The organism is Streptococcus saliviloxodontae (assembly GCF_016908655.1).
Lineage (GTDB): Bacteria > Bacillota > Bacilli > Lactobacillales > Streptococcaceae > Streptococcus > Streptococcus saliviloxodontae.
Window position 1 is genome coordinate 1 of sequence record NZ_JAFBEI010000028.1, and the last position, 24,040, is coordinate 24,040.

General features: G+C 39.9%; 22 protein-coding genes. 17 read left to right on the forward strand and 5 right to left on the reverse strand.

Translation table 11 applies throughout. The annotated features are described in order from the left end of the window. The first annotated feature begins 264 nt into the window (after positions 1–264). Together JOC31_RS06940 and JOC31_RS06945 are read left to right on the forward strand one after the other, a co-directional pair. Positions 265–1,812 (forward strand): ABC transporter permease, encoded by a 1,548-nt coding sequence (locus tag JOC31_RS06940; RefSeq protein WP_205017435.1) that lies wholly within the window; start codon positions 265–267, stop codon positions 1,810–1,812. 13 nt (positions 1,813–1,825) lie between these two features. After that, a complete protein-coding gene (locus JOC31_RS06945; RefSeq protein ID WP_205017436.1) occupies positions 1,826–2,482 on the forward strand; it encodes an ABC transporter ATP-binding protein in 657 nt (218 codons plus the stop codon). Between the two features lie 13 nt (positions 2,483–2,495). On the opposite strand, the gene JOC31_RS06950 is transcribed toward JOC31_RS06945, so the two are convergent. From JOC31_RS06950 to JOC31_RS06960, 3 genes are read right to left on the reverse strand one after another with little or no spacing between them, the layout of a single operon-like run. Further along, the gene (locus JOC31_RS06950) at positions 2,496–2,780 is read right to left on the reverse strand and encodes a GIY-YIG nuclease family protein (protein WP_239551696.1); all 285 of its coding nucleotides are present in this window, start codon (positions 2,778–2,780) and stop codon (positions 2,496–2,498) included. Continuing rightward, positions 2,764–3,525, reverse strand: a complete 762-nt coding sequence (locus JOC31_RS06955) for a tRNA1(Val) (adenine(37)-N6)-methyltransferase (protein ID WP_205017437.1) — start codon at positions 3,523–3,525, stop codon at positions 2,764–2,766. Before JOC31_RS06955 ends, JOC31_RS06950 begins: the two co-directional genes overlap by 17 nt. A gap of 48 nt (positions 3,526–3,573) precedes the next feature. Beyond that, positions 3,574–4,500 carry a polysaccharide deacetylase family protein gene (locus JOC31_RS06960; RefSeq protein WP_205017438.1) on the reverse strand — a complete coding sequence of 309 codons (927 nt, stop codon included), beginning with the start codon at positions 4,498–4,500 and terminating at the stop codon, positions 3,574–3,576. A 189-nt stretch (positions 4,501–4,689) separates the two neighbouring features. Between JOC31_RS06960 and JOC31_RS06965 the strand changes: the two genes are divergently transcribed. The 7 genes from JOC31_RS06965 (at position 4,690) to JOC31_RS06995 (ending at position 12,496) form a co-directional block, all read left to right on the forward strand. Further along, a complete protein-coding gene (locus JOC31_RS06965; protein WP_205017439.1) occupies positions 4,690–5,436 on the forward strand; it encodes a lysophospholipid acyltransferase family protein in 747 nt (248 codons plus the stop codon). Between the two features lie 177 nt (positions 5,437–5,613). Next, positions 5,614–6,255: a helix-hairpin-helix domain-containing protein gene (locus tag JOC31_RS06970; RefSeq protein ID WP_205017440.1), complete on the forward strand. Its 642-nt coding sequence runs from the start codon at positions 5,614–5,616 to the stop codon at positions 6,253–6,255. Then, complete coding sequence (locus tag JOC31_RS06975) at positions 6,248–8,473, forward strand: DNA internalization-related competence protein ComEC/Rec2 (RefSeq protein WP_205017441.1); 2,226 nt, start codon at positions 6,248–6,250, stop codon at positions 8,471–8,473. Before JOC31_RS06970 ends, JOC31_RS06975 begins: the two co-directional genes overlap by 8 nt. A 77-nt stretch (positions 8,474–8,550) precedes the next feature. Then, on the forward strand, positions 8,551–9,588 hold the full coding sequence (gene holA, locus JOC31_RS06980) for a DNA polymerase III subunit delta (protein ID WP_205017442.1): 1,038 nt from the start codon (positions 8,551–8,553) through the stop codon (positions 9,586–9,588). Between the two features lie 88 nt (positions 9,589–9,676). Next, on the forward strand, positions 9,677–10,285 hold the full coding sequence (gene sodA / locus JOC31_RS06985) for a superoxide dismutase SodA (protein WP_205017443.1): 609 nt from the start codon (positions 9,677–9,679) through the stop codon (positions 10,283–10,285). 267 nt (positions 10,286–10,552) lie between these two features. Continuing rightward, a complete protein-coding gene (locus JOC31_RS06990) occupies positions 10,553–11,632 on the forward strand; it encodes a serine hydrolase (RefSeq protein ID WP_338058836.1) in 1,080 nt (359 codons plus the stop codon). A gap of 186 nt (positions 11,633–11,818) precedes the next feature. Further along, on the forward strand, positions 11,819–12,496 hold the full coding sequence (locus JOC31_RS06995; protein WP_205017444.1) for a VIT1/CCC1 transporter family protein: 678 nt from the start codon (positions 11,819–11,821) through the stop codon (positions 12,494–12,496). A 104-nt stretch (positions 12,497–12,600) separates the two neighbouring features. On the opposite strand, the gene queA is transcribed toward JOC31_RS06995, so the two are convergent. Further along, positions 12,601–13,644 carry a tRNA preQ1(34) S-adenosylmethionine ribosyltransferase-isomerase QueA gene (queA, locus tag JOC31_RS07000; protein ID WP_205017445.1) on the reverse strand — a complete coding sequence of 348 codons (1,044 nt, stop codon included), beginning with the start codon at positions 13,642–13,644 and terminating at the stop codon, positions 12,601–12,603. Between the two features lie 188 nt (positions 13,645–13,832). Here queA and JOC31_RS07005 point away from each other — a divergent pair, with 188 nt between their 5' ends. Then, positions 13,833–14,534 carry a glucosamine-6-phosphate deaminase gene (locus tag JOC31_RS07005; protein WP_205017446.1) on the forward strand — a complete coding sequence of 234 codons (702 nt, stop codon included), beginning with the start codon at positions 13,833–13,835 and terminating at the stop codon, positions 14,532–14,534. Positions 14,535–14,847: 313 nt separating this feature from the next. Here JOC31_RS07005 and JOC31_RS07010 read toward each other — a convergent pair whose 3' ends face one another. Then, positions 14,848–15,804, reverse strand: a complete 957-nt coding sequence (locus JOC31_RS07010; RefSeq protein WP_205017447.1) for a glutathione S-transferase family protein — start codon at positions 15,802–15,804, stop codon at positions 14,848–14,850. A 96-nt stretch (positions 15,805–15,900) separates the two neighbouring features. Here JOC31_RS07010 and JOC31_RS07015 point away from each other — a divergent pair, with 96 nt between their 5' ends. From JOC31_RS07015 to JOC31_RS07045, 7 genes are all read left to right on the forward strand, one after another. After that, the gene (locus JOC31_RS07015; protein WP_205017448.1) at positions 15,901–16,644 is read left to right on the forward strand and encodes a pseudouridine synthase; all 744 of its coding nucleotides are present in this window, start codon (positions 15,901–15,903) and stop codon (positions 16,642–16,644) included. 74 nt (positions 16,645–16,718) lie between these two features. Further along, entirely contained in the window at positions 16,719–17,693 is a 975-nt protein-coding gene (locus tag JOC31_RS07020) for a competence protein CoiA (protein ID WP_338058837.1), read from the forward strand. Continuing rightward, positions 17,686–19,479 (forward strand): oligoendopeptidase F, encoded by a 1,794-nt coding sequence (gene pepF, locus JOC31_RS07025; protein WP_205017450.1) that lies wholly within the window; start codon positions 17,686–17,688, stop codon positions 19,477–19,479. The genes JOC31_RS07020 and pepF overlap by 8 nt, the downstream gene beginning before the upstream one ends. A gap of 197 nt (positions 19,480–19,676) precedes the next feature. After that, positions 19,677–20,291: an HAD-IA family hydrolase gene (locus JOC31_RS07030; protein WP_205017451.1), complete on the forward strand. Its 615-nt coding sequence runs from the start codon at positions 19,677–19,679 to the stop codon at positions 20,289–20,291. Positions 20,292–20,531: 240 nt separating this feature from the next. Next, entirely contained in the window at positions 20,532–21,749 is a 1,218-nt protein-coding gene (locus JOC31_RS07035; protein WP_205017452.1) for an L-lactate MFS transporter, read from the forward strand. Between the two features lie 195 nt (positions 21,750–21,944). After that, a complete protein-coding gene (locus tag JOC31_RS07040) occupies positions 21,945–22,652 on the forward strand; it encodes an O-methyltransferase (protein ID WP_205017453.1) in 708 nt (235 codons plus the stop codon). 67 nt (positions 22,653–22,719) lie between these two features. Beyond that, entirely contained in the window at positions 22,720–23,778 is a 1,059-nt protein-coding gene (locus JOC31_RS07045) for a peptidylprolyl isomerase PrsA (RefSeq protein WP_205017454.1), read from the forward strand. The last annotated feature ends 262 nt before the right edge of the window (positions 23,779–24,040 follow it).

A 24,040-nucleotide genomic window follows, 5' to 3' on the forward strand; every position in this document is an offset into this window, starting at 1 on the left:
GCTTTTCATTATAAGTCATGTGGGACTTTTTTCATACCGCTAAAAAGCCCTACAATATCTGAATGAGATTTACCCACTACAGATATTATAGAGCCTAAAAGGCAGACTTACTTTGTAGGTTTGTCTTTTTTATATCTAAATTTCCCTTTTCTCTAAGTTAGCGAACCTCCTCGACTTTAAGCTCGTTTTAAGAAAATTTTCAGCTCTATTTAAAGATTGAAGGTTAAACTGAATTTATATTACGATATCAAAGGAGTTTATCTTATGAACTTTATCAAGCGTGCTTGGTTAGTTACCAAGGTCAAAAAGGGTAGAACGCTCTTGCTGACCTTAGTAACTAGTGCTATTCTTATTTTTGTTCTAGCAGGTTTGACCATCAAAAATGCTGCTGACTCGGCTGTCAGTTCAGCTAAATCAACAGCTGGTGCAAGTGTTGTTTTGTCTGTTAATCGTGAAGCGATGATGAAGAATAGGTCTAACCAAGACTCTTCTAGTTCTAGTAGTGCTGACAGTAGCAGTAGTTCAACGGCTGTGACAGGGGTTGCACTCTCGACGGCTAAAAAAATTGCTGAAAAAGATGGTGTTGCGTCTTATTTCTTTACGTCAACAACCATGGCAACAGTGGGAACTGGTATTAGTCCTATATCAAGTACGTCAACGACTAGTTCAAGCTCGTCAGACAATAATTCGGATCAGTCAGGTCCTGGACCTGGTGGCATGTCTGGAGATTTCACCATCACAGGGGTTAACGATAGTAGTTTAGCCAGTGATTTTGCTTCATCAATCAATAAAATCACTTCTGGGACAGGCATTAGCTCAGATACAGCTGATAATTCAGCTCTGATTTCATCAGATTTAGCGGAGGCAAATAACCTTAGTATTGGAGATAGCTTCACGGTGACAACGACAGTCAACAGCACTACTGTCACAACTACTCTGAAAGTTGTCGGGATTTATAGTTCATCAAGCTCAGCCACGACAGCTCAGATGATGTCAAATGCTTCAAACCCTCAAAATAATATCTACACAACAGTCGCAACCGCTAACACCATGAAGGGGACAACAGATACTTTGGATTCAGCGGTTTACCAACTGTCAAATCCAGAGAAGCTATCCACTTTTGCTAAGGAAGTGACTTCAAGCGTTGATAGTGATACCTATTCTGTGACAACCAGTGATGAGGTTTACCAGCAGATGTTAGCACCCTTGAACAATATTTCTAGCATTGCCAAGAATATTGTTATCTTGGTAGCTGTAGCAGGGGCTGCTATCCTGACTTTGATTGTGATTTTGAGCATTCGTGAGCGTCGCTACGAAATTGGTGTCCTCATGAGCTTGGGTGAAAATCGTCTTAAAATCATTGGTCAATTCTTTACAGAGTTGCTGATGGTTACTGTGGTTTCTCTCCTTGTGACAGGTTTTGCTGGCAATTTTGTCGGAAATGCCCTTGGAAATCAACTCTTATCCTCAAGCACAAGCAACGGTCAACCAGCTCAAATGGCTAAAGCTAATGACAGTGCTAGCAACAATGATAATAGTAATGCTCCAACACCACCATCAGGAGACCAAGGCGCAGATAGTGGTCAAAAAACGTCAGCACCTCCAACAGGTGGTGGGGGCCCAGGTGGTGCCAACACGATGCAGCTCTTGACACAAGGTAGTCAGAAAATTGATGACCTTAAGATCAAGCTGACAAGTGGCGATGTAGCTAAACTGGGCGGCATTGCCCTACTCATCTCCTTTGTCTCAACCTTATTGGCAAGTATTGGTATTCTTCGCTTGAAACCAAAAGATATCTTGTCATCACGCTAGAAAGGAAGGAACTATGACACTTTCAACACAAGGACTGGGCTACTGGTACGGTAACAACCCAGACGATTATCTCTTTAAAGATGTTTCCATGACCTTTGAGAAGGGGCAGATGTACGCTATCTTAGGACAATCAGGTAGTGGAAAAACGACCTTTCTATCGCTTTTAGCTGGTTTGGATAGTCCAAAGGCAGGTCAAATCTTTCTTGATGATAAGACAATTGCCAACAAGCATTTAACCGATTATCGTCGTCAAAGCGTGTCAACCATTTTCCAATCCTATAACCTCATGACCTACATGACAGCTCGTCAAAATGTTGAAACGGCTCTTGATATTTCAGAGCAAAAGGTTGATCAGAAGCGTATCGAGGAACTCTTCCAGAAGGTTGGTATTGCTAAAGAGCTGATCGATAAGCCTGTGCTTCAGCTTTCTGGTGGTCAGCAGCAACGTGTGGCTATCGTCAGAGCCTTGGCAACAGGGCATGATATTATCATCGCAGATGAGCCGACAGGAAACTTAGACGAAGAAACGACCCGAGACATGGTTGATATTTTCAAATGCATCGCTCACGACGATGACAAAATCGTTATCATCGTCACCCATGAAACAGAAGTGGCAAAGGAAGCCGACGTCACTTACCAGCTCAAGAAAAAAGTCTTTACGCAAGTGTAAGAAAAGACACACCTTAGAAAACTGAGGTGTGTTTTTCGATATAATCCAATTTTTGTTTTCTCGTCTTTTGTTTGAAGTAGCTTTCGGCACTCATAGCAGCTGACTTGCTGGGGTGTTCTTCCCAGTAGAGGAGTTTGACAGGGCGTCTGGTCTTGGTGTACTTGGCTCCCTTTCCTGCATTGTGGGTCTTGATACGACGTTCGATATCTGTTGTGTAGCCCGTGTAGAGGGTCTTATCGGCACATTCGACCACATACATGTAAGCTTTTTGCGGGGTCATCTTAGTCTGCTCTGCCATTTTTACCAAAATAAATCTCAAAAATCTCGTCGGTATAGTCACCGTTATCCTTGTGGACAAAGAGTGGCGGTAGGATTTTCATGCCGTCTGTTGAGCCGTCCTTGATGGCTTCGATGAGAAGCATGTTGGCGTCCTTGCCTACTTTAGGATAAACGAACTGGATGCGTTTTGGAGCCAAGTTATAGTGACGCATGGTATCAATAATGTCTAAGAACCGGTCTGGTCGGTGCACCATGGCTAACCGCCCATTGGATTTGAGGGCGTGGCGGGCTACTTGACAGATTTCTTCTAGATTGGTCGTGATTTCGTGTCTGGCGAGTAGGTAATGCTTGGACAGGTTTTTCTTAGAGGTTTCTGTCGCCTTGAAGTAAGGGGGATTGCAGAGCATCAAATCAACTTGTGAACGAGGGACATGGTTGAGTAGATTTTTCAAATCATCATTAATCATGGTGACTTGTTCTTCCAACTGATTGAGCTGGATAGAACGCTCAGCCATGTCAGCCAGTCTTTCTTGAAGTTCAATCAGCTTGATAGGTGCTTCGGTCTTGGTACTGGCAAAGAGTCCTACGGCACCATTTCCCGAACAGAGGTCAACGATAAGCCCTTTTTTGGGAATCTTTGGAAAACGTGACAGAAGAACACTATCGATAGAGTAGCTAAAGACTTCTTTGTTTTGAATAATTTTTACATCAGTTGAGAAGAGCTGATCGATACGCTCTCCTTCTTTTAAAAGTTCATGTGTCATAGTCCTTATTATATCAAAAAAACAGTCCTAGGACTGTTTTTAGACTATTTACTTCAAGACTCCAAAGCTATAACCCAGGTCTTTATAGTACTGGATAATTTGAGGTAGGGTCTGTAATGTCAGCTCCTTACCAACAATATCGTGCATTAGGAGTACCTTGATAGGGGTATCGGGGAAATACTGAGTTGAGCTTTGAATATACTGCATCATAGCTTCAGAAGTGGTTGGGCGTTTAGAGAGTGGCTCTGCATCACCAGCAAGAGTATTCCAGTCCATCCAAGTCACTCCTAAATCGTTTAGTTGGCTATCGGCTGCTTCTAAGCCTGACCAAGACATGTGGCCTCCAGGGTAACGGAAAACATTGGTCTGAAAGTCATCACCGAGACAAGCTTTGAGGAGTTTTTGTGCTTCAGTGACTTCGTAGATGATTTGATCAGTATTTCCGATGCGGTTGGGATAAAGGAGTGAGAAGTTGTGGCTCATACTATGAACAGCAATGGCATGACCTTCAGCGATTTGTCGCTCAATGATAGGCTTGGTGCTATCGCTAATATTATTTCCAACTAGGAAGAAGGTTGCAGGGACTTGATATTGCGCTAAAACGTCCAAAACTTGTGGCGTGATCGTGGTATCAGGACCATCGTCAAAGGTTAGGAAGACGATTTTTTGATCAGTTGTAGCAGAGCCATCCATGTAAGATCTAATTTCAGAAGCAGAGTAAGCATACTTATCTGCATGGTAGTTGTGATTGGTACCAGGCATTAGATGAGAAGGGTTGATGCTAGAGCTGCTTTCGCTAGTTTCTGTAGTTTCAGAAGTGCTAGAGTCACTTTTCTTCTTGCTGACAGCGACCTTATCATTACGGCTCGTTTTATGGCTAGGTCTATGAAGTGTAAAGCCAATGAGTATCAATGTTATTAAAATTAGAATAACTAATATTCCGTTAATGATAGTATATAGATTTCTATTTTTCATAATCCTTTGAATTCTTTATAAACCTTTAGTGTAAACAATACAGTTATTATAACGTAAATTGTTTAAAAATAAAAGCCAATTTCCAAAAGCTAATCGTAACTCTCAGCTTTTCATCTGTTGTGAAATTGGGTATAATGGTTTTATGAGGAATTTTTTTCCATATTTCGAGTTATCATAGAGGAGAAAAGCATGTTTTATGCCTATTTACGTAGTATCGTTGTCTTCCTAATTTGGGTCTTCAATGGAAACACACACTATCACAATAAAGAAAATATCCCAGATGCAGAGGAAAACTATATTTTAGTTGCTCCGCATAGGACGTTTTGGGATCCTGTTTTTATGGCTTTTGCAGCTCGTCCTAAGCAGTTTATTTTTATGGCTAAAAAGGAATTATTTACCAATCGTATTTTTGGCTGGTGGATTCGTATGTGTGGTGCTTTTCCAATTGACCGGGAAAATCCAGGCCAGGCAGCCATCAAATACCCTGTTAATATCTTGAAAAAGGGTCACCGTTCTTTGATTATGTTTCCAAGTGGTAGCCGTCATTCGACAGATGTTAAGGGTGGAGTAGCTGTTATTGCTAAGATGTCTAAGGTGCGTATCATGCCGACAACCTACATCGGTCCAATGAAGTTAGGGGATTTGGTCAAGGGTCACCGCGTGGATATGAACTTTGGGCAGCCTATTGATATTTCAGACATCAAGCGAATGAATGATGAGGGAATTGCAGAGGTTGCACGTCGTATCCAGTCTGAGTTTGATCGTTTAGACGAAGAGAGTAAAAGCTATCAAGCGACAGCTAAAAAAGTCTCTCTATTGACTTATATTTACCGCATTCCTTTAATGGTGCTTGCAGTGATATTGGTCTTGTTAACCATGATTTTCAGTTATGTAGCCAGTTTCGTCTGGAATCCTGAAAAACACCGTAAGGACTGATGCGATTTAATTATTTTGGTCTTTAGAAACAGTTGATATTTTAAGTGTGGCTGTGGCTTTTCGATATCAGTTTAGTCCAGTACCAAAATGAATTTTTCAATCTGATAGTTAGGGTATTGTTACTCTAACTATTTTTTTGTCCTTTTATTACGAATAAGTGAAGTGAAGGAGATGATGATGTTAGAAGATATGATTGAAAAATTGAAACCTTATAAGTATTATGCTGTTTTACTTCTGATCCTGATCGGGATTAGCACTTGCTTGGTGTTAAAATTGACAGAGCCAAAAGAAGTGACCTCTTTTCCTGAGGTAGCCCAGAGCCAGCTATCGTCAGTAAGTTCTTCAAGTTCAGCTAGTTCTAGTGAGCCTGTTTCTGAAAAGACTATTTTTGTAGATATAAAAGGAGCGGTTGCGAAGGAAGGGGTCTACGAACTTCCAAGTGGTAGTCGATTGACTGATTTGGTTAAAAAGGCAGGTGGGCTGACTGCTGATGCAGAACGACGCTCCATTAATCTTGCCCAAAAACTAAATGATGAGGATGCTATTATAGTTGCGAAACAAGGTGAACAAATCATCTCAGACCAACAAAGTCCCCTAGCCTCACCGTCAGAATCAGACGAGTCATCAAAAATCAATTTAAATAAAGCAACTCTGGCTGACCTTCAGACTATATCAGGAATAGGAGCCAAGCGTGCCCAAGATATTCTTGACTTCAGAGAGAGTCGAGGTGGCTTCAAAAGTGTTGAAGACTTGAAAAATGTATCAGGGATAGGAGATAAGACGCTTGAAAAGTTAAAAGATGAGGTGACAGTTGATTAGACAACTTTCCATAAAGCCTATCTACCTAGCCTATTTGGCGACTGTCTTGTCATTTCTTATCTTTTCGTGGACTATTTGGGCTCAGCTACTGTTTTTAGTGAGTCTTATCGCCTTAGTTATCCAGTATGATAGAAGGACTTGCTTAAAGGTTTTCTTCATATTACTGTTTTTTGGTGGTTACTGTTTTGCTGTCAGTAGCTGGACGACTTCTAAAGACAACTCCCTTCCTCCAAAGGTTGGGCAGGTACAGATGATTGCGGACACTGTTTCCGTCAATGGTGATCGCCTTTCTTTTCGAGCTAGGTCAAATGGTAGAAAGTATCAAGTTTATTATCAGTTGACCTCACAAGCTGAGCAGGTCTATTTCCAAAAACTAGTTGACACCATGCAATTAAGTATCGAATCAGAGATTACAGAAGCTGTTGGACAGCGTAATTTTAGGGGATTTGATTATCAGCGTTACCTTCATTATCAAGGGATTTCGGGTATTTTGGAGGTGTCCAGAATCAAGTCGGTAGCAAGGGCTAAAAAGGTTTCTTTCTTAGATCGACTGGCTGAATTGAGACGACGTTTGATTGTTTATAGTCAAAACCATTTTCCAAAGCCTATGTCTCACTATGTGACGGGACTACTCTGGGGCTACTTGGATAAGTCTTTTGATGAAATGAGTGATCTGTACTCGGATTTAGGCATTATCCACCTTTTTGCCCTATCAGGAATGCAGGTCGGCTTCTTTATGGGCTTGTTTAGAAGAGGTCTGATTCATCTTGGTGTGTCCCTAGAGGCTATCAAGTGGCTGATGCTACCAATCGGGATTATCTACGCTGGGATAACAGGAATGACTATTTCTGTTATCAGAGCCTTGTTACAGATGATGCTCTCTCAGCTTGGACTGCGAAAGTGGAATAACTTTGCAGCCTGTCTTTTGCTCATGTTTTTGCTAATGCCTTATTTTTTGATGACGACAGGTGGACTTTTGAGTTTTGCCTATGCCTTCTTATTGACCTTGCTGGATTTTGAAGACGGCGTTGGTTTCAAGAGGGGGTGTCTGGATGCATTATCGCTTAATCTTGGGATACTGCCGCTTTTAACATGGGTATTTGCGACTTTTCAACCCCTAGCCATGATTTTGACGGCTCTTTTTTCACTCCTGTTTGATTATTTCCTCTTACCTTTTTTGACGATTGCCTTTGCTCTATCCCCTCTGGTGTCTTTCGGCTTTGCTAATCCCTTATTTCAACTTTTGGAAGACCTCTTGCGATTTTTAGGTCAATTAGTAGGAGGTTCTTGGGTTTTTGGTGCCTGGAGTCTCGGACTCACCTTTTTCACCCTCTTGGGATTGGGTATCTTATCTGATCCAAGAGTTAAAAGAAAAGGTTTTATTTGCCTACTGGTAATTGCGTGTTTTTTGGGAAATAAGCATCCGCTTCAAAATGAAGTGACGGTTGTTGATATCGGTCAAGGAGATAGTATCTTTTTGCGAGATTCCTTAGGCAAGAGCATCTTGATTGATGTCGGTGGGCGTGTTAGTTTTAAGGAAAAAAAGAATTGGCAAGAGTCAAAAACAGACGCTAATGCCGAGCGTACCTTGATTCCCTATCTCAAATCTCGCGGTATCTCTAAATTGGATCAGTTGGTGCTGACTCATACAGATGCCGATCATATTGGCGATTTGGAGACTTTGTTAAAGGATATCGATGTCGGTCAACTTATTGTTAGCCCAGGAAGCCTGACTGTCCCAGACTTTAAAAAACGTCTCCTTGCCCTACATAAACCTATTAAGGTAGTGACTGCTGGAGATAGTCTTTCCATTATGGGAAGTCGGCTTTATGTTCTGTACCCTCAAGCGGTAGGCGACGGAGGAAACAATGATTCTCTTGTTCTTTATGGCAAGCTCTTAGATAAGCGCTTCTTGTTTACAGGGGATTTGGAAAAAGAAGGGGAGGAGCAATTATTAGCTACCTATCCACATTTGGGGGTGGATATTTTAAAGGCAGGACACCACGGTTCAAAAGGGTCGAGTAGCCCAGCTTTTTTAGACGCTATCGGCGCGCGTGTCGCCTTGATATCAGTAGGAAAAGATAATCGATACAAGCATCCTCATCAGGAAACCTTAGAGCGTTTTGAGGAGCGCGGGATGACGGTCTATCGAACAGATCAGTTAGGTGCCCTACGATTTATAGGCTGGCGACATTGGCATTTTGAGTCTGTTCGATAAGTTGTTTTATAAGTCAGTCTAGAGATGTATCTATCAAAAGTCATGATTTCATCGTGTTTTTTTAGTATAATAAAACTATGATTGCACTTGAAAACCTAAAAAAATTAAGTAAAGAAACCCTGCCTGCGGTAACGGTTCTAACTGGAGAGGACCTTGGTCAGTATCAAGAGATGCGTGAGGCTTTACTGTCACAGATTGCCTTTGACCCTGCGGATTTGAGTTATTCTTATTTTGACCTGAGTCAGGATGATTATGACAGTATTCAGATGGATCTGGAGAGTCTTCCCTTCTTTTCAGATTATAAGATTGTTCTCCTGGATAATCTTTTAGACCTTACGACTGATAAGAAGGCTTTTTTAGATGATCAGTCTCTTAAACATTTAGAGGCCTACCTTGAACACCCTGTAGAGACTACACGATTGATTTTACTGATTCCAGGAAAACTAGATGGCAAACGACGCCTAGTCAAACTTTTAAAACGCGATGCTCAGGTGTTTGAAGCAGCACCTTTAAAAGAAGCTGATTTGAGAACCTACTTCCAAAAACAGGCACATCAAGATGGAATGAGCTTTGAGTCAGGTGTCTTTGAAACACTCTTAAGGAAATCTAATTTTGAGTTCTCAGCAACTCAGAAAAACTTAGCCTTTCTTAAAGCCTATAAATCAGAAGGTGCGATTAGCCAAGAGGATATTGACGAAGCTGTCCCTAAATCTTTACAAGATAATATCTTTGACCTCAGTCAATTATTACTAAAGGGACAAATCGATCAAGCCCGCTCTTTGGTGATGGATTTGAGACTTCAAGGAGAAGATGAGATTAAGTTGATTGCTGTTCTTCTGGGGCAATTTCGAATCTTGACTCAGGTAAGGATACTGTGGCAACAAGGTAAGTCCGAATCTCAGATTGTTAGCGACTTGTCTGATTACCTTGGTCGCCGTGTTAACCCTTATCAGATAAAATACGCCATGAAAGATAGCCGTCACTTGTCGCTACCTCTTTTATATGAGTTTGTGACAGTTCTAATTGAGACAGATTATCAGATAAAATCAGGTCTTTATGATAAAGCCTACTTATTTGATGTCGCCTTGCTGAAATTAGTCAGGGCAGTAGCTTAAAGCTAATTGCTATTTTCGGTCAAATCAGTTGAAAGCTCTGCCATTTTCTTATAAAATGAAGCTATAAAAACGAAAAGAGGAAATCAAGATGGCAATTATTTTACCAGAACTTCCATATGCATACGACGCTCTTGAGCCATATATCGATGCAGAGACAATGACTTTGCACCACGATAAGCACCATGCGACTTATGTTGCTAATGCTAACGCGGCTCTTGAAAAACACCCAGAAATCGGTGAAGATCTTGTAGCCTTACTATCAGATGTTGAGTCAATTCCAGCTGATATTCGTCAAGCTCTTATCAATAACGGTGGAGGACACCTTAACCACGCGCTTTTCTGGGAACTTCTTTCACCTGAAAAGAAAGAAATCACAGCAGAAGTTGCAGCTGCTATCAATGAAGCCTTCGGTTCATTTGAAGCTTTCCAAGAAGCATTTACAGCGGCAGCAACAACTCGTTTTGGTTCAGGTTGGGCTTGGCTTGTTGTTAACAAGGAAGGTAAACTTGAAGTTGTTTCAACAGCTAACCAAGACACTCCAATTTCACAAGGGTTGAAACCAATCTTGGCTCTTGATGTTTGGGAACACGCTTACTACCTTAACTACCGTAACGTTCGTCCAAACTACATCAAAGCTTTCTATGAAATCATCAACTGGGATAAAGTTGCTGAACTCTACGCTGAAGCAACTGCATAATAAGAGTAAATAAAAGGCTGGACTTAGTTCAGTCTTTTTTACTTATGTGTGAGTTTGTCTGAATACTCATAGCAAACTCCTATTGTCCGAAAAGAGTTTGCTTATTTTTACTTTCACGATTGATTAATGGAAAATTAAGTAGCCTCTTATCGGACTTTATATGATACGAGATGTATAAAAGATCTTCTCATTTTTACGATAAAATGAGAGAATATACTTGTAATCGTTCTAATTTTTCTTTATAATAAGAAAGTTAGGAGAATTATTGTGAAGAAAAAATCAGTTTTAACCGTGATTTTATTAGCCTTGCTTTACGTTGGGCTCACGTCGTTTTTTATTATTGCAAATCAAACAAAGACATCGCACAAGACAAAATCAACAAACAGCTCTGTTTCTTTGTCCTCTAGCGCTTTAACAAAGTCAGAACAATCATCATCTTCGTCAAAAGAGAAAAAAGTAACTGCTAAAAGTCAAGAAGACAAACAAGCTACATACGATCAAGATTTAGATGAGATGACCTCTATGGGATTAGCCTATGATTACGTCAATATGGGATTAGTTGATGTCGTTAAAGCTTTCTTGGCTGATTCAGGTATTGATCAGAGTCAAGTAGCCTTTTCTTACAAAAATGTCGTTTCAGATGAAATCATTGCGATGAATGAAACACAAGCAATGACAGCAGGATCAACCTATAAACTTCCGCTTAATATGCTGGTGGTTGACGCCGTTGCTGATGGGAAACTATCAATGACAGAATCATTTGATATCACTAATACCGATTACGAATACCAAGGAGAGCACGATCAGTATGTTGCTGCCTTTGATGGGAAAATGACCATTCCTCAGATGCAGGAGTATTCATTAGTTTATTCTGAAAATACACCAGCTTATGCTTTAGCAGAACGCCTAGGTGGTATGGAAAAAGCTTATTCAATGTTTGGACGATACGGTGAATCAAAAGCTGATATTAAGACGATTCAAGAGGATGGAAATAAGACAACGACTGACTACTATATTCAGGTTCTTCAATACCTTTGGAAGCATAAGGATAAGTATTCTGATATTTTAAACTACCTCAGTCAATCTTTCCCTGAGTATTATTACCATATGTTCTTACCAAATCTGACTATTTATCAAAAGCCAGGTTATGTCCGTGAGGCTTTGAATGTTGATGCTATCGTTGAAGAAGAAACACCTTACATGGTGGCACTATACACTGCTGGTCTTGGTGGCACAACAGAGAACAGTGAGGAAATCAGTAATGAAGGCCTTTACCAACTTGGACAATTAGCCTATGTCATCAACGAATGGCATCGTGTCAATATGAATGGTATCACTGCAGAATAAAATAAGAATAGAAAAACTCTAGACTTCCATCTAGAGTTTTTATGTTCTTTAGAGTATTAAGGGAGTGCATTTAGACTAAAGAGAATTATTTTGTTAAAGAACTTATTTATAATCATTATAAATAATACTTGTAATCATTCCACTTAATTGATATAATAAGATAACTTAAAAGAACGAGGTTTACTTATGGAAAATCAACATTTTTCAAGACGTTTAAATATTTTGCGAGCAGGAGTTTTGGGAGCAAATGATGGGATCATCTCTATTGCAGGAGTTGTTATCGGTGTTGCTAGTGCGACATCTAACATCTGGTTTATTTTCTTATCGGGACTATCTGCGATATTAGCAGGAGCATTTTCAATGGCAGGTGGTGAGTATGTATCTGTCAGTACCCAAAAAGATACAGAGCAAGCTGCTGTAGAGGTTGAAAAAAGGTTGTTGGAGCAACATCCAGATATAGCTCGAAAATCACTTTACGATATTTATATTGCACAAGGCGAGTGTGAAACAGCTGCGGAGATGAAAGTGAATGTTGCCTTTTATAAAAATCCTCTGAAGCACTTGGTGGAGGAGAAGTACGGTATTGAGATGGATGAGTTTACAAATCCTTGGCATGCAGCTTACTCAAGTTTTATCGCTTTTGCAGTAGGGTCCTTACCACCAACCTTATCTGTAATGCTATTTCCAAAAGATCTTAGAATTGTAGCGACAGTCATTGTCGTTGCTTTATCACTTCTATTGACAGGTTATGTAAGTGCTAAGTTAGGAAAAGCTCCTGTCAAGGCGGCTATGTTACGTAATTTAGGGGTGGGCTTGCTAACCATGACGGTGACCTACCTCATGGGACAACTTTTCCATGTGTAGAATTACGTTCCCTACTTGATTCCAACAGAGATGAAAAAGATTCTATGCTTTAAAAGCATAGAATCTTTTTCATCTCTGTTTTATTAGTGTGTGCTTGATTATGGTTAGTCTTGTTCTTTTCTAGTGACAAACATAGCATCTCCAAAGCTGAAGAAACGATATCTTTTTTCAACTGCATGATGATAGGCATCAAGAACAAAATCTCTACCCGCAAATGCAGAGACTAGCATGACTAGCGTTGATTTAGGAAGGTGAAAATTGGTTGAAAAGGCATCAACAACTTTGAAGTCATAGCCTGGCTTGATAAAGATGTTGGTCCAACCTGAATCAGCGTGGATGTCACCTTCAAATTTGTTTCCGATTGTTTCTAAGGTACGGATAGAAGTCGTTCCTACAGCTACGATGCGTCCTCCAGATGACCGAACCTGACGTAGTGTTTCTGCAGCTTCTTCTGACAAGTTATAAAACTCAGAGTGCATCTCGTGTTCATCCAGGTTTTCAACAGAAACGGGTCTGAAGGTTCCAAGTCCGACATGGAGGGTAAGGTAGACCAGCTTCACTCCTTTTTCTTGAATTTTTTCAAGTAGCTCAGGTGTGAAGTGAAGACCTGCAGTTGGGGCAGCAGCGGAGCCATTTTCCTTAGCATAGACTGTTTGGTAACGATCACGATCTTCAAGTTTTTCATGAATGTAAGGAGGGAGAGGCATTTCACCGAGGCTTTCTAGAACTTCTAAGAAAATGCCGTCATAACTGAACTCTACAATACGTCCGCCATGTTCTAACTCTTGAACAACGGTTGCTAGGAGTCTGCCATCGCCAAATGAGACCTTGCTGCCTACCTTGAGGCGTTTAGCAGGTTTAGCGAGAACTTCCCATTGATCTCTGTTGGTGTTTTTGAGAAGTAGCAGCTCAACATGACCATGAGTATCTGGTTTTTCCCCGTAGAGTCGAGCAGGGAGAACGCGGGTGTTGTTCATGACTAGGGCGTCCCCTGCCTGAAGTTGATCAATGATATGATCAAAGTGTGTGTCTGTCATTTCTTTGGTTATGGGATCAATGACCAGTAGTTTTGAAGAATCGCGTTGCTCCAAAGGTGTTTGGGCAATCAGTTCTTCAGGTAAGTCAAAATTAAAATCTTCAGTATTCATTATTATCCTCATCTAGTAATCTGTTATAGCTTAACTATTATATCACGATAAGTTACTAGAGTCATCTGAGACTATGCATAGATAGGGGATCTTGTTGGAAGGACTTTTATCTTAATTGATTTGGCTTGACTATAATTGGTCTATACCTTAAAATATGAGTATAAAGGTATAGACCAAAGGAGGTAGTGATGAGACTCTTACGTGTTAAAGATCAAAAAGAAGGAGGGCGACTTGCTTTTGCCCTCCTTAAGGAAAAGATAGACTCTGGAATACAAACAATAGGGTTAGCGACTGGTAGCAGTCCTTTGAGTTTTTATCAAGAACTGGTTGATAGTTCAATTGATTTTTCGAAGCTAACGAGCATTAATCTCGATGAATATGTTGGTTTATCTCCTGACAATCCGCAGAGCTATTCCTATTTTATGAAGGAACATTTATTGGAATCGAAACCTTTTAAGGAGAGCTTTTTACCCAATGGGCTTGCCAAAGATTTGCTAGCAGAAGCTAGCAACTATGATCGGGTGCTTGATGAGCATCCTATTGATTTTCAAATTCTAGGTATTGGAAGAAATGGGCATATTGGTTTTAATGAACCTGGAACGTCTTTTGAGATGACAACCCATCTTGTTGATTTGACAGAAGATACTATTCAAGCTAATAGTCGTTTCTTTGACAAGAGTGATGATGTTCCTAGACAAGCTATTTCTATGGGGATTGCATCTATCATGACTGCAAAAACAATTGTTCTTATGGCTTATGGTATCGAGAAAGCTGTTGCTATAAAAGGAATGATTTACGGTCCTGTGACAGAAGACTTGCCAGCAAGTATTCTTCAAAAACACCCAGACGTCATTGTTATTCTAGATGAAGCTGCAGCGAGTCAATTATAATGAAAGAAGCTAAGACAAAAGTCTTTAGCTTCTTATCTTTTTATTATCCAATTTTCGGGACTTAGTGGTTGAGTGGGTTCTAATTCGTTGAAAAATCAACTGTTACAATCTTGCTTTGACATCAAGCTAGGTTTGATGTTATCAACAACCTTAAAAGGTTCCCCAAATCTTTTGAGCTGTGCGGAAGGTGTAGTGAAACACTCTAGGGATGCCTGTTTCAGGTCAGCAGCTAAAAATAAAAACTTGTTGACAAAATCGAATGTTTTCGTTGATTTCCTAAAAAATCTTCCAGCTGTTTTTACTGTCCCACTCTCTATAGTGTCCAATCTAGAATTGGTCCAACTGGTACGATGCCTGTAGGATTGATTGTTTTGTGGCTACCGTAGTAGTGTTTTTTGATGTGGTCAAAGTTCACAGTATCAGCAATTCCAGGCATATTGTAGATACGTTTGGTATAGTTCCAAAGGTTTGGGTAGTCCACTAAGCGACGACTATTCGTTTTGAAATGCCCGTAGTAGACAGAATCAAAGCGTACCAAGGTTGTGAAGAGACGGATATCTGCTTCGGTGAAGCGATTGCCGACGAGAAAATCACTAGCATCTAGTAGATTTTCCAAATGATCTAGAGCAGCAAAGAGTTGCTTGACCTCTTCTTCGTAAACTTCCTGAGTGGTAGCAAATCCTGCCTTATAGACACCATTATTGATATTTGGATAGACAAAGTCATTCATGGCATCAATGTCAGCTTGTAGCTCTTTGGGATAATAGTCCTCAGTATTGCCAGTGAGGTTATTGAAAGCGGTGTTTAGCATACGCATAATCTCAGCAGATTCATTATTAACAATCGTTTTTGTTTTTTTATCCCAAAGAACTGGTACAGTGACACGTCCAGAATAATCAGGCTGGGCAGCTAAATAGACTTGGTAAAGATAGTCACTGTGCAATTCAGAGTCTGCAATAACCCCATCTGCTTCTTCGAAAGTCCAGCCATTTTCAAGCATCAAAGGATTCACAATGGAAATGGAAATGTGCTCCTCTAGGTCTTTTAAGGTACGCATGATGAGTGTGCGACAAGCCCAAGGGCAAGCTAGTGAGATATAGAGGTGGTAGCGGCCAGACTCAGCCTTGAAACCACCAGTTCCAGTTGGTCCAGCAGAGCCATCCTCCGTGATCCAGTTACGAAACTGGGTCTGAGTGCGGACAAATTTGCCCCCTGTTGATTTGGTATCGTACCATTTGTCAACCCATTTGCCATTTTGTAAAAGTCCCATAAGAAATCCTCACTTTACATTGTTACTAGATAGTGATATATTAATGCATTTTTCGCAAAAATACAAGAATTTAGCTTGCTATGGTACAATGGTCTTATGCGTTTAGATAAATTATTAGGCCAGGCAGGTTTTGGTTCGAGGGGGCAAGTGAAAAAACTAATCCGTCGTTTACAGGTGCGCGTTGATGGTGACCTTGTTAGAGATGATAGTCTCAATGTGGACCCCAATCTTCAAACAGTCACAGTATCTGGTCAAAGGCTCAGCTATTCTCCAGATGTTTATTATATTCTTAACAAGCCTAGTGGTGTCGTGTCGGCAGTTTCGGATGTTGAACATCAGACTGTCATTGATTTGATAGACCCAAAAGACCGAAGAGAAGGCCTCTATCCTGTCGGTCGATTGGATAGAGACACAGAAGGTCTAGTTCTTATCACAAACAATGGACCCCTTGGCTATCGACTTCTTCACCCTAAGCACCATGTCGATAAGACTTACTATGTTGAAGTTAATGATGAGTTGGGTGATGATGCTCCTTTCTTTTTTGAAAATGGTATTGCTTTTTTGGATGGAACTGTCTGTAAACCAGCTAAGCTAGACATTGTCAGTTCCAGTTCAGAAAAGAGCTGTGCTTATATCACTATTTCAGAAGGCAAATTTCATCAAGTTAAAAAAATGTTTCTAGCTTATGGGGTTAAGGTAACCTATCTAGAGCGTGTTAGATTTGGTCCCTTTAGCTTAGGGGACTTGGCGTTAGGGACTTATCGTTCTTTAACAGAAGAAGAGCAAAAAAATTACTGTCTTATTTTCGAGACTAATGTCGAATATTTAGATGAAGGCTAGACTAATGGTATATTAATCAATCGTTTGGGAGGATTTCCAAACGTTTTTTGTCGTCTATGAGGAGGAAGGTACTGGTGTTAATTGCTAAAGATGCTCAGGGAGAGCTATATTCTTGTTTGGACCAGGTGATTGAGAGAAGGATTCAGTATTATTGTCCTGCTTGTTCAGGTCCCTTAGTTTTTAAATCAGGAGCAGTGATGCGTTCTCATTTTGCCCATCAAAGTCTCAAAGACTGTCAGTTTTTTCATGAAAATGAGTCTTCAGAGCATTTAAGTTTGAAAGCGCAGCTTTATAGCAGTCTGGCTGAGACAGAGAAGGTAGAGATTGAAAAAGTCTTACCCGATATTCAACAAATTGCGGACCTTATGGTTAATGATCGCCTAGCTTTGGAGGTTCAATGTAGCCCTCTGTCGATAGAGCGTTTAAGAGAGAGGACCAATTCTTATCAAGAAGTGGGAATTCAAGTTCTATGGTTGTTAGGAAAGCGTCTTTGGATGCAGCAGCGCCTAACAGACTTGCAACGGCAACTCCTTTATTTTTCATCCAATATGGGATTCCACTTGTGGGAGTTAGATGCTGACCAATCGCTTATTCGGTTGAAATACCTTATTTATGAGGATTGGCAAGGAAAGGTACACTATCTGGAGCAGCAGTTTCCATTGGCAGCACATGTGATTGATGTTTTTCGGATACCTTATCGTTCTCAAAAAATACAGACCTATCAGAGAGCCTGCCACCTTGACCTGCTGAACTATATCCAAAGACAGTTGCAGCAGAAGAAAGCGTTTTGGATGAGCTTACAAGAAGCAGCTTACTTAAGAGGAGACAATCTCCTGACCAGACCACTGGACTCTTTTTACCCTCAGATTCGCTTTCCAAAATCAGACCATGGTTTTTGTCAAATAAAAGAAGATCTGGCCCCATTTTACCAGGCTTTCAATCAGTTTTACGAAAAAGTAACCGATAAGCGCTATCAGGTTCTCTATCCGCCTGCAGTTTATGTTAAAATGAAATCAGATTTAAAAGAAAAGAGGTCGTCACATGAGTGATCATCGTCAGCATTTAGAAGAAAAATACACTTGGGATTTAACCACTATCTTTCCAACAGATGAAGCTTGGGAAGAAGAAGAGAAAGCGTTGAGAGCACTTTGTCAAGAAGTCGGTGTTTACCAAGGTCACCTTTTGGACTCTGCTAGCAGTTTGTTGGAAGTAACCAATAAGTACCTAGCCATCCATCGTCGTTTGGAGACCTTGTATGTCTACGCATCCATGAAAAATGACCAAGACACAACGGTTGCTAAGTACCAAGAGTTTCAAGCAAAGGCTTCTGCCCTCTATGGCTATTTGAACGAGTCTTTTGCCTTCTTTGAACCAGAGTTTATGCAGATTAGTCAGGAGCAGTTTGACTCTTTCTTATCAGAAGAAAAGGAATTAGAAGACTATCGCTATTTCTTTGAAAAACTCTTACGAGGTAAGGAGCATGTCCTTTCACAAGAATCAGAAGCCCTCTTAGCTTCTGCTTCTGAGATTTTCTCAGCACCTTCTGAAACATTTGCTATCTTAGATAATGCAGACATCGGTTTCCCATGGGTAACCAATGATGATGGTGAAGTAATCGAATTGACACATGGCAATTTCATTAGTTTGATGGAATCAAAAAATCGTGACATTCGAAAAGGAGCATTTGAAGCGCATTACAGTGTTTACGAACAGTTTCAGCATACCTATGCTAAGACACTGCAATCACATGTAAAAGTGCAGAACTTTAAAGCGAAGGTACGTCATTATGAGTCTGCTCGCCAAGCTGCTATGTCTCTTAACTTTATCCCTGAATCAGTCTATGATGCTCTGATTACATCTGTTCATAATCACCTGCCTTTGTTGCACCGATACATGGCCTTGCGTCAACGTCTGTTAGGTTTGGATGATTTAAAAATGTATGATGTTTATGCGCCACTATCTGAGATGGATTTGGCAGTGACATATGAAGAAGCGCTGGAAAAAGCCGAGCAGGTTCTATCTATTTTTGGTGAGGATTACACTGAACGTGTTAAACGTGCTTTTTCTGAACGTTGGATTGATGTTCATGTAAATAAAGGTAAACGTTCAGGAGCCTATTCAGGAGGCTCCTATGATACCAATGCCTTTATGCTATTGAACTGGCAAGATACTCTAGACAATCTCTTCACCCTAGTTCACGAGACAGGTCATTCCATGCATTCTACCTTTACACGTGAGAATCAGCCTTATGTTTATGGAGACTATTCTATTTTCTTAGCTGAAATCGCCTCAACTACTAATGAAAATATTTTGACAGAAGCTCTTTTGGCAGAAGTTAAGGATGTCAAAGAACGTTTTGCTATTTTGAATCATTACCTTGATGGCTTTAAAGGAACGGTTTTCCGTCAGACACAGTTTGCAGAGTTTGAGCATCTCATTCATAAAGCAGACCAAGAAGGGCAAGTTCTTACCAGTGATTACCTCAATCAGCTATACGCGGATTTAAATGAAAAATACTATGGTCTAAAAGCATCTGATAACCCAGAAATCCAATATGAGTGGGCACGTATTCCGCATTTCTACTACAATTATTATGTCTATCAATACGCAACAGGCTTTGCTGCAGCTAGCTATCTTGCTGACCGTATTGTTCACGGTAATCAAGAAGACAAAGATAAGTATCTTGCCTACCTTAAGGCAGGTAATTCTGCAGATGCTCTGGATGTTATTGCTAAAGCAGGTGTTGATATGACGACATCTGATTACATTGATCAGGCTTTTGAGGTCTTTGAAAAACGTCTTAGTGAGTTAGAAGATCTGGTTGATTTACTCTAAAAATAGATTCTGTTTCAATATTAGTAATCTTCATTTTGTTTTTATCTTATCTTAATTCTTTGCATTTGTGCGAAAAAAATCTTTTTGATAGCGTTGCCACATGGAAAATGTTTTTTTCTCTTAACAAACTTGTTGATATTTGATAACAATACTATGATAAACTATTAAAAAGTAGTAAAGGAAAATGGAGAGATTTGATGACAAAGAGAACTTTTATTTGGGATTTTGATGGTACCCTGGTAGAATCGTATCAGGTGATTCATGAGGTTCTTGTTTTGTTGTATGACATGTATGGTTTAGAGTTTGATCAAGATTGGGTTATGGACTTTATCATCAGAGAGTCTGTTGGTAGCCTATTACGTCAATTGGCTCTAGAAGAAAATCTTGATTTTCAAGAATTATTACAGTTTTTCAATAGAGAGCAAGAAGCGCGTGATGACTTGATCAACCTAATGCCTTATGCAAAAGAGACTTTAGATTGGACAAAGGAAAAAGGGATTCGTAACCTCATTTATACGCATAAAGGCAGTACAACGGAACAAGTGTTGGAGAGACTGGGTGTAGCTTCTTATTTTGAAGAAGTTGTGACATCAGCTAACGGCTTTAAGCGTAAGCCTGATCCAGAAGCTGTTAATTATCTCATCGAAAAGTATAACCTAGATAAGCAGGATACTTACTATATTGGTGATCGTCGCATTGATGTCGAGGTTGCCCAAGCGGCTGGCATTTTTTCGATTAACCTAGGTCAAGCAGATACTGAAACCAATCGTAAAATTGAAGATTTATCTGAAGTGATGAGTATTTTTGCTTGAGACGTCAGAGATGAATCGGTTGAAGCCTATCATTAAAGTACAAAAATCAAGAGACTGGACAAGCGTTCGGTCTCTTTTTCTGACTCAAAATACTGGATAATGTTCAGCCTTTTTTTGTTATAGTACAGAAATAAAAAATTACAAAACAGATTGTTTGCTCTAAAAAAGAGAATATCGTACAATGAAACCCTAACGTAATAACTGTTATTTTTGAATAATGTTCGCTTTTTCGGAGGTCATATGTTTAAAACGAATCGCTATCTAGTTGCCAGTTGTGGAGTTATCCTACATTTGATGTTGGGGTCAACTTATGCCTGGAGTGTTTACCGCAATCCAATCATGGAGCAGACTTCATGGAGTCAATCAGCTGTCGCCTTTACTTTTTCATTAGCTATTTTTTGTCTAGGTATGTCTGCAGCCTTTATGGGACGCCTTGTGGAAGCTTTGGGTCCACGTCTAACAGGGAGTTTGTCAGCCTTCTTGTATGCTGGAGGGACTATATTATCGGGTTATGCCATTGCTCATCATGAATTATGGTTGCTGTATCTAGGATATGGTATTTTAGGTGGAATTGGTCTAGGTGCTGGTTACATCACACCTGTTTCAACAATCATCAAGTGGTTTCCTGATAAGCGAGGACTAGCGACTGGAATGGCTATCATGGGATTTGGCTTTGCTTCTTTGTTGACAAGTCCGATAGCTCAGTTTTTGATTGAAAAGGTTCAAGTGGTCAATACTTTTTACATTCTAGGAGTGGCTTATTTTCTTGTCATGATTGTGGTGGCTCAGTTCATTAAACGTCCGAGTGCAGAAGAGCAAGCCTTGTTGACGACTATGAGTAAAGACAGTAAAAAAGCTGATCTTAGTAAAGGAATCAAGGCCAATCAAGCTTTGAAGAAACCTGAATTTTACTTGCTTTGGGTAATCTTCTTTATTAACATTGCCTGTGGATTAGGTTTGATTTCAGTTATTGCTCCGATGGCTCAGGACTTGTCTGGTATGTCTGTAGCAGCTTCTGCGGTTATTGTGGGTTTTATGGGGATTTTCAACGGCTTTGGTCGTTTAGCTTGGGCAGCCTTGTCAGACTATATCGGTCGTCCTTGGACTTTTGTGACTCTGTTGGTGGTTAATATTAGCATGACAAGCTCTCTTATTTTCTTCCATCAATCTTGGGTATTTGTGACAGCTATGGCCTTGTTGATGACTTGTTACGGTGCAGGTTTCTCACTTATTCCTCCTTATCTGAGTGATTTGTTCGGTGCCAAAGAATTAGCTGCGCTCCATGGCTATATGTTGACTGCTTGGGGGATGGCAGCCTTAGCTGGACCTATGTTATTGTCATTTACTTACGAGAAGTTTGGTTCTTACACATGGACCTTGATTATCTTTGCAGCTTGCTATATTTTTGCCTTGCTTTTGATGCTGATCTTACGTCGACGTCCCTTGTTAAATGACTAATAGAAATCGTCAATTCAATAGGTATGGCATTGGTTGGTAAATGCTAATAAATCATTTCCTGTTTCTTAACTACGACTGACCCTTGAGTTGGTCGTAGTTTATTTTTATGATTGATATATGGCTTAAATGTATCGATAAAGTCTGTTAAATAGCCTTTTCTTGACCCTAAGAAACACTTGTGATATACTTTACGGCATGGTTAAATCATATAGTAAAACGGCTAATCATAACATGAGACGCCCAGTTGTTAAAGAAGAAGTATTGGATTACCTCAGAACGCGTCAGAAGCAAAATAAAGATGGCTTGGCTGCATTGGAGGCATTTGCTCGTCAAGAAAATATTCCGATTATCCAGCATGAAGTTGTGGCGTATTTTCGCTTTTTGATGCAGACTTTACAACCCAAGAGTATTCTTGAAATTGGGACTGCTATTGGATTTTCAGCGCTTTTGATGGCTGAAAATGCTCCAGATGCTAAAATTACAACTATCGATCGTAATCCCGAAATGATTGGATTTGCCAAAGAGAATTTCGCCAAGTACGATACAAGGCAGCAGATTCGCTTAGTGGAAGGTGATGCTGTTGATATGTTGGCAACACTAGATGATGAATTTGATTTTGTCTTTATGGATTCTGCCAAGTCTAAGTATATTGTTTTTTTACCAGAGGTTCTAAAACGTCTTAAAGTTGGTGGTGTTATCGTTATGGATGATGTTTTCCAAGGAGGAGATATTGCTCGTCCGATCGAAGAGGTTCGACGAGGTCAACGAACGATTTATCGTGGCTTGCAGCGTCTTTTTGAAGCAACCCTCAATCATCCTGATTTGACAAGTACTCTAGTACCTTTGAGTGACGGTCTTTTGATGATCCGTAAAAATAAAGAAGAGATAATTTTACCAGATTAAGCATTTTTTAGGAAAATATGGTATACTGGCAAAGTTAATGTGAATAAAAGGAGTTAATAATAGACTTATGGCTAAAAAATCATCTGAAAATGGCTTTGTTAACCTTGTAAAAAGTAAAGGTTTCCAAGCAACATCACTTGTTGTTGTTTCTGCTTTAATGGCATCAGGGATTACTTACATCGGTATCAAAGGTGGAAACTCATCTGAGACAAACCTTGTTACGATGAAAGGTAACAGCATCAACGTGTCAGATTTCTATCAAGAAATTAAAACAACTTCTACAGGTCAACAATCAATGTTGACATTGATTTTGACTCGTGTATTTGAAGAGCAGTACGGTAGCAAAGTATCTAATACGAAAGTAGATGAAGCATATAATAAAGCAGCTTCAAACTACGGTACATCATTTTCAGCAGCACTGACATCAGCTGGTTTGACTGCAGATACTTACAAGCAACAAATTCGTACAACAATGTTGATTGAGTATGCAGTAAAAGAAGCTGCTAAGAAAGAATTGACAACAGCTAACTACAAAGAGGCTTTCAAAACATACGTTCCTGATACTAAAGTTCAAATCATTAAATTGAGTGATCAAGATACCGCTAACACTGTTCAAGCTTCAGCAGCTGCTGCAGGAGCAGATTTTGCCTCTATCGCTAAAGATAAGACAGAAGAAACGGATAAAAAATACGAATACACTGTCAATTCATCAAGTACAGATCTTCCAAGTGATGTCTTATCAACAGCCCTTTCTCAAGATGCGGGTACTGTCTCAAGTGTTATCTCTGTTTTAGACTCTTCAACTTATAAATACAGCTACTATGTTGTTAAAACAGTGTCACGTGAAGAGAAAAAATCAGATTGGAAATCATATAAATCTCAATTGAAGACTTTGTTGATGAATAAATACACAACAGATTCAAGTTATCAAAATAAAGTAATTGCAGCAGCGCTTGATAAAGCAAATGTTAAAATTAAAGACACTGCCTTCTCAACTGTTCTTGCGCAATATACAAACACATCAAGTAGCTCATCATCAAGTTCATCAAGCTCATCATCAACAACTGAAAGTTCAAGTACAACAACGACAACTGACAGTTCAAGCACAACAAGCTCTTCAAACTAAAGTAGCTTGACCTAAGACCTAAAATCAAGTAAAATAAAGAGTATGTGAGTCTATCTCACAACTCAAATAGGGAAAGAGACTCGTCTTCCGGAAACAGAAAAGTGGCGGTTGCTGTGAGCCATGGATGGAATGAGTGCTTTGCTACCCTATTTTATAACTCAAATATAATAATGGAGAATGACAAGATCATTGAATGAAGGTGGTACCGCGGTTTTTCGCCCTTCGTCGATTTGATTTTGTCATTTTATTTGTTTATTAACCA

Coding starts and splice junctions, on each gene's coding strand:
- JOC31_RS06970 (WP_205017440.1), top strand. CDS start 5,614: ATGTTAGAAGATATGATTGAAAAATTGAAACCTTATAAGTATTATGCT.
- JOC31_RS06995 (WP_205017444.1), top strand. CDS start 11,819: ATGGAAAATCAACATTTTTCAAGACGTTTAAATATTTTGCGAGCAGGA.
- JOC31_RS07040 (WP_205017453.1), top strand. CDS start 21,945: ATGGTTAAATCATATAGTAAAACGGCTAATCATAACATGAGACGCCCA.
- JOC31_RS07010 (WP_205017447.1), bottom strand. CDS start 15,804: ATGGGACTTTTACAAAATGGCAAATGGGTTGACAAATGGTACGATACC.
- JOC31_RS07030 (WP_205017451.1), top strand. CDS start 19,677: ATGACAAAGAGAACTTTTATTTGGGATTTTGATGGTACCCTGGTAGAA.
- pepF (WP_205017450.1), top strand. CDS start 17,686: ATGAGTGATCATCGTCAGCATTTAGAAGAAAAATACACTTGGGATTTA.
- JOC31_RS07015 (WP_205017448.1), top strand. CDS start 15,901: ATGCGTTTAGATAAATTATTAGGCCAGGCAGGTTTTGGTTCGAGGGGG.
- JOC31_RS06965 (WP_205017439.1), top strand. CDS start 4,690: ATGTTTTATGCCTATTTACGTAGTATCGTTGTCTTCCTAATTTGGGTC.
- JOC31_RS06960 (WP_205017438.1), bottom strand. CDS start 4,500: ATGAAAAATAGAAATCTATATACTATCATTAACGGAATATTAGTTATT.
- JOC31_RS07035 (WP_205017452.1), top strand. CDS start 20,532: ATGTTTAAAACGAATCGCTATCTAGTTGCCAGTTGTGGAGTTATCCTA.
- queA (WP_205017445.1), bottom strand. CDS start 13,644: ATGAATACTGAAGATTTTAATTTTGACTTACCTGAAGAACTGATTGCC.
- JOC31_RS07005 (WP_205017446.1), top strand. CDS start 13,833: ATGAGACTCTTACGTGTTAAAGATCAAAAAGAAGGAGGGCGACTTGCT.
- JOC31_RS06945 (WP_205017436.1), top strand. CDS start 1,826: ATGACACTTTCAACACAAGGACTGGGCTACTGGTACGGTAACAACCCA.
- JOC31_RS06940 (WP_205017435.1), top strand. CDS start 265: ATGAACTTTATCAAGCGTGCTTGGTTAGTTACCAAGGTCAAAAAGGGT.
- JOC31_RS06950 (WP_239551696.1), bottom strand. CDS start 2,780: ATGGCAGAGCAGACTAAGATGACCCCGCAAAAAGCTTACATGTATGTG.
- holA (WP_205017442.1), top strand. CDS start 8,551: ATGATTGCACTTGAAAACCTAAAAAAATTAAGTAAAGAAACCCTGCCT.
- sodA (WP_205017443.1), top strand. CDS start 9,677: ATGGCAATTATTTTACCAGAACTTCCATATGCATACGACGCTCTTGAG.
- JOC31_RS06955 (WP_205017437.1), bottom strand. CDS start 3,525: ATGACACATGAACTTTTAAAAGAAGGAGAGCGTATCGATCAGCTCTTC.
- JOC31_RS07045 (WP_205017454.1), top strand. CDS start 22,720: ATGGCTAAAAAATCATCTGAAAATGGCTTTGTTAACCTTGTAAAAAGT.